This is a genomic window from Solibacillus sp. GQ1, from assembly GCF_059758555.1.
Genome location: NZ_JCAXEX010000010.1, coordinates 24,779 through 35,075 on the forward strand (window position 1 = coordinate 24,779; position 10,297 = coordinate 35,075).

11 protein-coding genes and 1 other RNA gene are annotated in these 10,297 nt (G+C 37.6%); 11 read left to right on the forward strand and 1 reads right to left on the reverse strand.

Features of this window, described 5'->3' with window-relative positions:
- Window positions 1–31 precede the first annotated feature (31 nt).
- Window positions 32–1,858 (reverse strand): helix-turn-helix domain-containing protein, encoded by a 1,827-nt coding sequence (locus AC6CH1_RS19070; protein ID WP_251691776.1) that lies wholly within the window; start codon window positions 1,856–1,858, stop codon window positions 32–34.
- Between the two features lie 339 nt (window positions 1,859–2,197).
- On the opposite strand from AC6CH1_RS19070, the gene AC6CH1_RS19075 reads away from it, so the two are divergent.
- From AC6CH1_RS19075 to AC6CH1_RS19125, 11 genes are all read left to right on the forward strand, one after another.
- Window positions 2,198–3,070 carry an acetaldehyde dehydrogenase (acetylating) gene (locus AC6CH1_RS19075; protein ID WP_498318839.1) on the forward strand — a complete coding sequence of 291 codons (873 nt, stop codon included), beginning with the start codon at window positions 2,198–2,200 and terminating at the stop codon, window positions 3,068–3,070.
- A gap of 15 nt (window positions 3,071–3,085) precedes the next feature.
- Window positions 3,086–4,087 (forward strand): 4-hydroxy-2-oxovalerate aldolase, encoded by a 1,002-nt coding sequence (gene dmpG, locus AC6CH1_RS19080; RefSeq protein ID WP_251691780.1) that lies wholly within the window; start codon window positions 3,086–3,088, stop codon window positions 4,085–4,087.
- Between the two features lie 61 nt (window positions 4,088–4,148).
- Window positions 4,149–4,619 (forward strand): flavin reductase family protein, encoded by a 471-nt coding sequence (locus AC6CH1_RS19085; RefSeq protein ID WP_008408636.1) that lies wholly within the window; start codon window positions 4,149–4,151, stop codon window positions 4,617–4,619.
- A 43-nt stretch (window positions 4,620–4,662) separates the two neighbouring features.
- Entirely contained in the window at window positions 4,663–5,475 is an 813-nt protein-coding gene (locus AC6CH1_RS19090; RefSeq protein ID WP_427714309.1) for an adenylyltransferase/cytidyltransferase family protein, read from the forward strand.
- 18 nt (window positions 5,476–5,493) lie between these two features.
- Window positions 5,494–6,282: a 2-keto-4-pentenoate hydratase gene (locus AC6CH1_RS19095; RefSeq protein WP_498318841.1), complete on the forward strand. Its 789-nt coding sequence runs from the start codon at window positions 5,494–5,496 to the stop codon at window positions 6,280–6,282.
- Between the two features lie 117 nt (window positions 6,283–6,399).
- Window positions 6,400–6,667: signal recognition particle sRNA large type (gene ffs / locus AC6CH1_RS19100), an RNA gene on the forward strand.
- Window positions 6,668–6,822: 155 nt separating this feature from the next.
- On the forward strand, window positions 6,823–8,574 hold the full coding sequence (gene dnaX / locus AC6CH1_RS19105; RefSeq protein ID WP_251691786.1) for a DNA polymerase III subunit gamma/tau: 1,752 nt from the start codon (window positions 6,823–6,825) through the stop codon (window positions 8,572–8,574).
- A gap of 25 nt (window positions 8,575–8,599) precedes the next feature.
- Entirely contained in the window at window positions 8,600–8,914 is a 315-nt protein-coding gene (locus tag AC6CH1_RS19110; protein ID WP_008408640.1) for a YbaB/EbfC family nucleoid-associated protein, read from the forward strand.
- A 70-nt stretch (window positions 8,915–8,984) separates the two neighbouring features.
- Window positions 8,985–9,581 carry a recombination mediator RecR gene (gene recR, locus AC6CH1_RS19115; RefSeq protein ID WP_251691788.1) on the forward strand — a complete coding sequence of 199 codons (597 nt, stop codon included), beginning with the start codon at window positions 8,985–8,987 and terminating at the stop codon, window positions 9,579–9,581.
- 14 nt (window positions 9,582–9,595) lie between these two features.
- Window positions 9,596–9,811 carry a YaaL family protein gene (locus AC6CH1_RS19120; RefSeq protein ID WP_251691791.1) on the forward strand — a complete coding sequence of 72 codons (216 nt, stop codon included), beginning with the start codon at window positions 9,596–9,598 and terminating at the stop codon, window positions 9,809–9,811.
- Window positions 9,812–9,874: 63 nt separating this feature from the next.
- Window positions 9,875–10,144: a pro-sigmaK processing inhibitor BofA family protein gene (locus tag AC6CH1_RS19125; protein ID WP_079523429.1), complete on the forward strand. Its 270-nt coding sequence runs from the start codon at window positions 9,875–9,877 to the stop codon at window positions 10,142–10,144.
- The last annotated feature ends 153 nt before the right edge of the window (window positions 10,145–10,297 follow it).

The following is a 10,297-nucleotide window of genomic DNA, read 5'->3' on the forward strand; positions in this document are numbered from 1 at the left end:
AAGAACTTTTAAATTCATGGTAAGGGGGACTTTAAAATATAATTTGGTTTTTAACTTTTAATACTTTTAATGCCATATAGACAGAGAAAAGGCGCTTTGTATCATCTAAGCCAATATTTAAAATTTCGCTGATTTTAGATAAGCGGTACCTTAATCCACTAATAGACATGGAAAGAGCTTTCGCGGTTTTATTGATATTAATGCCATTCTCAATATAGGTATAAATCGTTTTTGTTAAATCGTAATCTTTGTCTATCTCCAATAATTTACCTAATTGTTGCATTACAAAGCGATCGATTAGAACCTCGTCTTTAATTTGGAAAAGTACGCCTTCAATTTCCAGATCTTCATAGAAACAAATATGCTTTTCTGGGTTTTTTGCCTTTAACGCTGCCAATGTCTCGTTGTATAAAATATTGATTTGGCTCAAATCTTCTATAACCGTACTTGCTCCTATATAAAATTCGTAACTTTTAAAACGACGTAAGCAGTATTTTAGTAACTGGTTTATAAATGTGTGGGGCACTGTATTTAACCTTTTAAATGTTGGATATTCAATTAAGATAATGAGTTTATCGGTCTTTTGCGAGACAAGGGCATTAATATTTCTTTCATTTAAAAATAGGATAATTTGTCTGATCAACTCTTCGTTTACTTCTATTTCATCACTAATATTAGAATGATTTAATGTTCTTTCTAATGTAAGCAACCAATACGATTCAGTAGGCGGAAAATTGAGGTAATGAGCAATTTTATAAATTTCATCTTGCTCTAATTTACCATCCAATACATCGCTTAAAAAACTTCGCTTTATATTCTGTTCCGTACCAATTTTAATATTTTCATTTAGTAAAATGACAGATGCTGTTAAAGCAGTTTTGTCGATAATCATGTATTCTAATTCCGTTGGTTTTTTCCCCGTCTGATATATAAATGAACAATAACCTTTAATTTGCTCTTCAAAATAAATAGGGGTTCTAAGTATTCCCAGTTCAGGTGTAATAGTTATAAATTCAGTAGTATCAATATCAATTTTTTCCAACTCAAAATCAATCATGACATCTGCTGATTTTATAATCACTTCATTCGTCTCGTTTTCAATGAATATTGGTAAACCGGTTGATTCATTTAATAGATTGACGATTTTTTGGAGCCCTTGCTTTGATAAAAGTGCATGGGTTAATTTTCGTTGAACTTCATTTGCTTGTTTTAAATAATCACGCTCTATTTTCAGTTTTGCTGTTATTTCGTCTAGCTCTTGAATTATGCTAGTTGACTGGTAATAGCTGTATTCGTGTTCTTGATGACCCCATTCTTCGAGAGGCATACAAATTACTTTACATTGCTCATACCCCATTGCACGACACTCCACCTCTTTTACAAGAATGGTCTTTTCTAATACCGTGGATAAATAGCCACTTGCATAACCACATAGTGTATGGCAAATTGGACGATCACTTAAGTTCCCATCTGCCAAAAACTCATCGGCCTCAAAAGAATTCTCCCAAATAACGTCTATTTTTTTTAAATAATTCTTCTCATCATAATGAATGTCAGATACGCTTACTCGATCAACATAGCCGTGCAACATATGAAATTTTGTACCGCCTAAAATCAATTCCAGCTCATCCTCGTAGTGGTATAACTTTGCTTTTCTAGCATCGCTAACACCACAATGCCAACCATATCGAACAAAAACGCCTTTCGAGCGATCTTCTCCTATAATTGACAGTAGTTCTTTTTTTAATGCTGTTCTTGCAGTAGTTGGAATTGTTATCATTCGATCATAAAATGCTGTTAAAGCCTCATCTTTAGGTAAATGAAATACGTCATTTAAATTTTTTCGCTTTAAATTCATAATGATCCCCCTGGCTTAATTAAGTTTTTTAAACGATTTACGCTAAAAAAATTCAGAATTAGCTATTTAATGTGTGAATATTCTTTCTTTTCACTATGCTATCATTTATTTGTGAAGTTCTAAACGCTGAGTTTTTTGGACCTAGGGGGATTTATGTATTGAAAGTTTTAACCTGTAAAGTGTGGAAACTAATTTTCCAGAATTGTTTCCATTTCAAATTTTTGAATATTTAAAATAATATCATCTATTAAAAGACAGGTAAATGCTACTTTCAACTTAAATTTGAGAGCGTTTACAAATTCTATGTCTTACTAGTTTTGACAAAAGGAGGATTAATGAATGTCGAATTTAAAAGTTGCTATTTTAGGCTCAGGTAATATCGGTACGGATTTAATGAAAAAAATAATGCGTTCATCCAACTTAGAATTAGTAGCAGTAATTGGTATTAATCCAGAATCAGATGGTTTACGCAAAGCGCGTGAAGCTGGATTTCAAACCTTTCACACAGGGTTAGATGGATTTTTGGATGCCGGTGTGAAAGTTGATGCTGTATTCGATGCGACAAGTGCCTATACACATATAAAGCATGCTGAACAATTACGGGCACATAACATCCGTGCCATTGACTTAACTCCTGCAGCAATTGGTCCGCTGATTGTACCTACTGTTAACCTTCATGCTCATCCAAATGCAGACAATGTAAATATGGTGACATGTGGAGGGCAAGCGACAATACCGATTATTCATGCAGTTTCCAAATTATATAATGTCGAGTATGCCGAAATCGTGGCAACTATTGCAAGTAAAAGTGCGGGTCCTGCAACTCGTGCAAACATCGATGAATTTATAGCGACAACTTCGCGGGCAATCGAGCTTGTAGGTGGTGCTAAGAAAGGAAGAACCGTTCTGATTTTAAACCCTGCGGAACCACCGATTATGATGAATGACACCATTCATTTATTAGTGGATCGACCTGTAGAGGAAGATACTCTTTATGAAGCGCTAGTTCAAGCGGAACAAGCCGTTCAGCAGTATGTTCCCGGCTATCGTCTTAAGTCGCGCCCATTTGTGGAGGGGAATCGAATTTCAGTATTTTTAGAAGTTGCGGGTGCTGCAGACTACCTACCTGCTTTTGCTGGAAACTTAGATATTATTACAGCGGCATCGATTAAAATTGCCGAGGAATGGGCGAAGTCAAAAGCATTATTATAACGGGAGGGATTACTGATGAAGCGAGATGTCATACTAACAGAGGTCGCTTTACGAGATGGCAGTCATGCGATGCGTCACCAATTCACAGAAGCCCAGGTGCGTGCTGCAGTTGCTGGTTTAGATGCAGCAAATATACCTTATATCGAAGTTGCACATGGTGATGGATTAGGTGGCTCAACGATTCAATATGGCCGCTCTTTAACAGATGAATTCAAATTAATTGAAGCGGCAGTAGAAACAGCAAAGCATGCAAAAATTGCGGTGTTATCATTACCTGGTATTGCAACGAAGCCGGATATTAAGCGAGCAGCCGATTTAGGTGTTTCGATGGTACGTGTAGCAACACATGTCACAGAGGCGGATGTATCTTTAAAACATCTTGCTTATGCGAAAGAGTTAGGCTTGGAAACAGTGGGGTTTTTAATGATGTCGCATATGGCAGAGTCAAGAGCAATTGTAGAACAGGCAAAAATTATGGTAAATGGCGGAGCAGATGTCATATATATTGTAGATTCTGCGGGTGCTTTATTACCAAATCAAGTAATGGATCGCGTACAGGCGTTAAAACAGGAAATTGCTGTACCGATAGGATTCCACGCGCATAATAATTTATCTTTAGCTGTTGCAAATTCATTGGCAGCAATTGAAGCCGGTGCTGAACGTATTGATGGTAGCATTCGTTGCTTAGGTGCGGGTGCCGGTAATACGCAAACAGAAGTTTTTGTTAGCGTACTAGATAAAATGGCCATTCAAACTGGGGTGGACCTTTATAAAATAATGGATGTTGCAGAGGAAATCATTGCGCCTATTTTACCGCAACCACAAGAGATTACGAGAGGCAGTCTTGTACTTGGTTATGCTGGAGTGTATTCAAGTTTCTTATTACATGCCCAAAAAGCAGCTGAAAAGTTCGGGGTTGATTCACGGGATATTTTAATGGAAATCGGTAGACGAAAAGCTGTAGGTGGCCAGGAAGATATGATTTTGGAAGTTGCAGCAGAGTTACAGAAAGCTTAATTAGAAATTGGAAATTATATTCAAATATACAATCTTAAATTTAAATGAGGAGGTTATAAAAATGGATGATCGTTTATTTAGAGATGCAATGGGGAAGTTTGCGACAGGTGTTACAGTAATTCTAACAGAAACAGAGGGTGAGCCACATGGTATGACAGCTAATGCTTTCATGTCTGTCTCACTTACACCGAAATTAGTTGTTATTTCAATTAAGGAAAATGCACGTATGCTTGCTAAGATTCAAGATTCAAAGAAATTTTCTGTTAACATATTGGCAGAAAATCAAGAAGATATTTCAAAAATATTTGCTGGGCAAATTAAAGACCAGCAAGTTTCATTTGAACGTTTAGCAGATGTTCCTGTTATTCCAGGAGCATTAGCACAAGTTTCGTGCGAGGTATCAGCTGAGTATATTGAAGGTGATCATACATTATTTATCGGTAAGGTAAATGATATTACGATTACAGATGGCGATCCATTGCTATACTTTGCAGGTAAATATCGTAATTTAAGTACATTAGTAGAGGCTTAATCTATTAAAAATAAACTTAGATTATAGAAAGGTAGGTTGTTGGATGAAGACGCATTTTATTAATAGTCAAAATTTGCACTTGATTCAAAAACAGGCAACTTCTTGCGTAATGGCACTCGGTTATTTTGATGGGATCCACCTTGGACATCAGCAAGTGATAAAGACAGCTCGTGAAGAAGCGAGTAAGCGCGGACTACCATTAGCAGTAATGAGTTTTCGTCCACATCCTATCAATGTTTTATCTAAGGGGCAAAGCATAGTACCGCACTTAACAACTCCTTGTGAAAAAGAAAAACGGCTTAAACAGCTTGGTGTTGATTTATTTTATCTGGTGGATTTTACATTGGCGTTTGCTGCGCTCACATCTAGTCAATTTGTAGAAGATTATTTAATGAAACTTGATGTTGTCCATGCAGTAGCAGGATTTGATTTTTCCTACGGTGTGAAGGGTGTAGCTAAACTCTCGCAAATAGTGGCTGATTCCAATGGGGAAATTACGGTTACGAAAGTAGAATGCATTGATTATGATGGTGAAAAAATCAGCTCAAGTGCGATTCGTCAACGTTTACTTGCGGCCGCTGTTCATGAAATCCCCCACTTCTTAGGAGATCACTTTAATTCCAAGGTGCATTGGGACGGTAATAAATTTCAGCAAATTGAAAAGACAATGTTGCCATCTGCAGGTATTTATAAAGTAATTTTAGAACTGCCGAATAAACAATTAAGAACATATATTTCAATTGATGCAGCAGGTCAAATCCAACGAATGGAACGGCAAAGACGTCTGCCAAAGGGGATTTTTTCTATTCACTGGTTGCAGCAAGTTGAAAAAGCGGTTCCATCAAAAGCAATTTAAATGAAAGGAGTAGTGAATATGACAGAGGGATTGATGTCAAAAGCTATAGAATTATTAGATAGGGCTTATGAAAAGCATACTTCCGTTTCAGAACCTCTTTCTATATTAAACCCTCTGATGACAATTGATGAGGCTTATGCAATTCAGATTCAGAGAGTTGAAGCAGCTACAAGCAAGGGTGAAGTGATTTCAGGGAAAAAAATTGGCTTAACATCTTTAGCAATGCAAAATTTACTAGGAGTGGACCAGCCAGACTATGGGCACCTTTTTCACTCAATGGAAGTTCCGAATGAAGGCATCGTTTCACTTAGTAAACTGTTTCAACCAAAAATTGAGGGTGAAATTGCCTTTGTACTAAAAAAAGATTTAGTAGGACCAAATGTTACAGTTGAGGATGTTTTAGATGCGACAGATTATGTAATAGCGGCCATTGAAATTGTAGATAGCCGAATTAAAGATTGGAAAATAAGTCTTGTAGATACAGTAGCGGATAATGCATCATGCGGATTATATGTACTAGGGTCAAAGAAAGTTAATGTGAACGATATTGATTTAAAAGCAATTCATATGGAACTTATAAAAAACGATGAATTAATTAATGATGGAAAAGGGACGGATGTATTAGGGGATCCAGCATTTTGTGTTGCTTGGTTAGCGAATAAATTACATGAATACAACGTTACATTAAAATCTGGTGAAGTCATTTTATCTGGGGCTTTATCTGCTGCTGTTGTAGCAGAGCCTGGTGACAAATTTACAGCATCATTTAATACGCTTGGTGAAGTGAAAGTCCAATTTATCAAGTGAAAGTGATGATGTGAAATATTTAAAGGACATTCTAGAGTATAGTTCTGCTAGCGTTGGGAAAATTTAATTGAAGCAATTCATTGCAATTTGATAGCTTGCTTAGTATACTAATACTTGCCGTGCTAGATGGGGAGGTAGCGGTGCCCTGTAACTTGCAATCCGCTCTAGCAAGATTGAATTCCTTTTCTGAGGCTGTCCGTATTGTTTGGTCTGCCTTTTGCACGTAGTGTTGACGGTTGGGTCCTGCGCAATAAGTACCCATGAACCATGTCAGGTCCGGAAGGAAGCAGCATTAAGTGGTATCACTTATGTGCCGCGGGGTAGCCTAACCCGAGCTGGCGACAAGAGTAACGCTTATGTGCGGCAGTCGAAGAAAGGTGCACGGTATTAAATTACCATTTCAAACGCATCCATCATTTATTGGTGGGTGCGTTTTTTATATGAAAAAGAGAGTTTATTGCCCTCATTTCAAAAGAGATTATACGTAGTTTATGCTATACTTAATGTATGTATTTTTAAATGGAAGGGAGAGGGGAAAGGTTGACATATCAAGCGTTTTATCGTGTTTATAGACCCCAGTCATTTAGAGAAATGTCAGGTCAGACACATGTAAAGAGGACCCTTCAAAATGCTCTCCTCGCAAGCAAGACAACACATGCCTATTTATTTTCCGGTCCTCGAGGAACAGGGAAAACGAGTACAGCTAAAATTTTCGCGAAAGCATTGAATTGTGAAAATGCCCCGGCAAGTGAGCCATGCAATGAATGCCCTACATGTCTAAGTATTACTGAAGGTTCACATACAGATGTAATCGAATTTGATGCTGCTTCCAATTCAAGAGTGGAAGAAATGCGTGATATTATCGAAAAAGTCCGTTTTGCCCCGGCAAATGCGCGTTTCAAAGTGTACATTATAGATGAGGTGCATATGCTTTCTACGAGTGCATTTAATGCATTATTAAAAACACTTGAGGAACCACCTGAACATGCGGTATTTATTTTAGCGACAACTGAGCCTCACAAGCTACCAGCAACAATAATTTCCCGTTGTCAGCGATTTGATTTTAAACGACTTTCTTCTATAGATATAGTAGAGCGTATGAAGGTTGTATTGGAAGATATCGGTATGGGTTATGATGAGCAGGCATTAAAAGCAATTGCTCAAGCTGCAGCAGGAGGTATGCGTGATGCATTAAGTTTACTTGATCAGGTTGTTTCATTTAGTAATGAACACGTTCAATTAGACGATGTACTTCTTGTAACTGGTTCTGTAAGCCAAGATGCATTTTACGATATTGCGATTTCACTACAGGAAAAGGATGTTGCCCAAGTATTAGGCAGTGTCGAAAACTTAATTGCAGATGGAAAAGAACCATTACGCCTTGCGGAAGACTTTATTACTTTCTTCCGGGATCTGCTTCTATTAAAAACAGATGGTACGTTAGAGGAATTATTGGAGTTTATTTCACCGGAAGAAAAGTTTTTATCATTAGCCGGACAATTTGAAGCTAATACACTTTATGGGTTTATCGATATTTTGGCAAAGACCCAGCAGGAAATGCGCTTTTCGCATCATACGAAAATATATTTAGAAACGGCCCTTTTAAAAATGGCCCAATATAAAGCTTCACCACAAGGGACAACTGCGGTCGATCCGGCTATTGAAGGTAAGGTAGCTTCACTTGAAAGTCGTTTAGGGCAACTGTCACAACAGCTTCAAAATGGTGGAGGGGGAGCCCCTGTTCAACAAAAAGAACAGGCCCGCCAGCGTGTACGTCCACAAGGAAATCAATATAATGCTCCAACAGGACGTATTCAGGAAGTATTAAAAACTGCAACAAAACCTGACCTGCAAAAAGTGAAATCTGCTTGGGCGGGTGGTTTGGCAAGCTTGCAAAAATCACATGCAGCTTTATTGGCGGATGCAGAGCCTGTAGCCGCAAATGCAAGTGCTTTTGTGATAAAATTCAAGTATGATATACATTGTCAAATGGTAGCTGACAACAGTGCACTTGTTTCATTGTTTACACAGCAAATCGCTTCGGAAGTAGGGATTCAATATGAACTTTTATGTATCCCGGAGCCGGCTTGGATGCGTTTGCGTGAAAACTTTATAAATGAAAATGGCTTAAATCAAAAAAAATCACCATCGGATGAAATGAATGCGGTGGAGGATTTAATAGAGGAGCCCCCTTTTCTTGACGATGTTCAAGTAATGGAAGCGCAAGATCCGCTCATTACAGAAGCCGAAAAACGTTTTGGAAAAGACTTTGTTGAGGTTATCGAAGAATAAATACACATTTTAAGGAGGAAATAAGATGCGTGGTATGGGTAATATGCAAGGCATGATGAAAAAAATGCAAAAAATGCAAAAAGAAATGATGGAAGCACAAGAGGCTTTAAATGCACAGTTATTTGAAGGTGCAGCAGGTGGCGGTATGGTGAAGGTAGTAATGAACGGCCAACGTCAAATGCTTGAAGTAAATTTAGATGAGTCTGTAGTAGATCCGGAAGATATCGAAATGCTGCAAGATTTAATTGTTATTGCAACAAACGAAGCATTGAAAAAAGTCGAAGAGACAACAAATTCTACAATGGGTAAATTCACACAAGGAATGAACCTTCCTTTCTAAGTTGAATCAAGTAGAACGTAGCGCACATCTCAAATATTGGGATGTGCCTTTTTAAAGAAGGGGGAACAGGATGCATTATCCAGAGCCGATATCTCGATTAATAGACAGCTTTATGAAACTGCCGGGCATTGGTCCGAAAACAGCAGCTCGACTGGCATTTCACGTATTAACAATGAAGGAAGATACTGTATCGACATTTGCGAAAGCGCTTGTCGATGCAAAACGCAATTTAATGTATTGCTCACAATGTGGTCATATAACAGATATCGATCCTTGTCACATTTGTTCAGATAAACAGCGTGATGTATCAACAATTTGTGTTGTGCAGGATCCGAAAGATGTAATAGCTATGGAAAAGATGCGTGATTATCAAGGTCTTTATCATGTGTTACACGGTGCAATTTCACCGATGGACGGGATAGGACCTGAAGATATTAATGTAGCTTCGTTATTGGGGCGCTTGCATGACGAGCGTGTACAAGAGTTAATTTTAGCGACGAACCCGACAATAGAAGGGGAAGCGACAGCGATGTATATTTCCCGCCTTGTTAAGCCATCAGGAATTCGCACTACACGTATCGCACATGGATTACCTGTTGGCGGAGATCTAGAATATGCGGATGAAGTAACTTTATCAAAAGCGCTGGAAGGTCGACGTGAGTTGTAATAGGAGGATGCCCCATGTTATTTTCTCGGAAAGGGAAACTCAAAAAAGAATTCGATGAGAAACTAGTTTCTTCTATTAAAGAGACAAAAGAAGCTTTACAAAGTGCGAAGGTAATTGAAGAATTAACCGACGATTATAATCTAGATGTAATTGCCGAACGAAAAAGAGCCGAAAGCATACATTATTACTTATATAAAGAAGCACGTGTACGTCGTGTACTAATTAAATAATCTTTTAGAAATAAGAAGCGAAGCAGTTGCATATGTTACCACTAAATAAAAAAGGATGGTGCTATGCAATACATAGTTTTAGCTATGGTCTGTTTTGTTGTCTTGTTTCTTTTTTTATTAAACAAAAACGCAAGAGGGAAAGTGTGGGAGTACTTTGCCTGGTTCTGGTTTAAAATAGCAGTTGTTATCGTTGTACTGTTTTTAGGGAACTTAATGATCGGGGCGGCAGGGTTACTTTTTTATGTGCCAATCAATTTCTTTTCAGTACTTACAATAGCAATATTAGGCATTCCCGGTATGATGTGCGTAACATTATTAATATTATTTAAATAAAAATAATAAAAACTATTGCTAAGTGAATAATATCGTGATATATTATTATAAGTCGCAAGGACGACAACGAATATCGAAAAAACATTTTAAAATAAATGTTGACATAACATTCTAAGAATGATAAGATATAAAAGTTGTCACATAAACGACGCA

Excerpts from the sequence above, each read along its gene's own strand:
- dmpG (WP_251691780.1), top strand. The coding sequence starts at position 3,086 with ATGAAGCGAGATGTCATACTAACAGAGGTCGCTTTACGAGATGGCAGT.
- AC6CH1_RS19120 (WP_251691791.1), top strand. The coding sequence starts at position 9,596 with ATGTTATTTTCTCGGAAAGGGAAACTCAAAAAAGAATTCGATGAGAAA.
- recR (WP_251691788.1), top strand. The coding sequence starts at position 8,985 with ATGCATTATCCAGAGCCGATATCTCGATTAATAGACAGCTTTATGAAA.
- AC6CH1_RS19125 (WP_079523429.1), top strand. The coding sequence starts at position 9,875 with ATGCAATACATAGTTTTAGCTATGGTCTGTTTTGTTGTCTTGTTTCTT.
- AC6CH1_RS19075 (WP_498318839.1), top strand. The coding sequence starts at position 2,198 with ATGTCGAATTTAAAAGTTGCTATTTTAGGCTCAGGTAATATCGGTACG.
- AC6CH1_RS19070 (WP_251691776.1), bottom strand. The coding sequence starts at position 1,858 with ATGAATTTAAAGCGAAAAAATTTAAATGACGTATTTCATTTACCTAAA.
- AC6CH1_RS19090 (WP_427714309.1), top strand. The coding sequence starts at position 4,663 with ATGAAGACGCATTTTATTAATAGTCAAAATTTGCACTTGATTCAAAAA.
- AC6CH1_RS19085 (WP_008408636.1), top strand. The coding sequence starts at position 4,149 with ATGGATGATCGTTTATTTAGAGATGCAATGGGGAAGTTTGCGACAGGT.
- AC6CH1_RS19095 (WP_498318841.1), top strand. The coding sequence starts at position 5,494 with ATGACAGAGGGATTGATGTCAAAAGCTATAGAATTATTAGATAGGGCT.
- AC6CH1_RS19110 (WP_008408640.1), top strand. The coding sequence starts at position 8,600 with ATGCGTGGTATGGGTAATATGCAAGGCATGATGAAAAAAATGCAAAAA.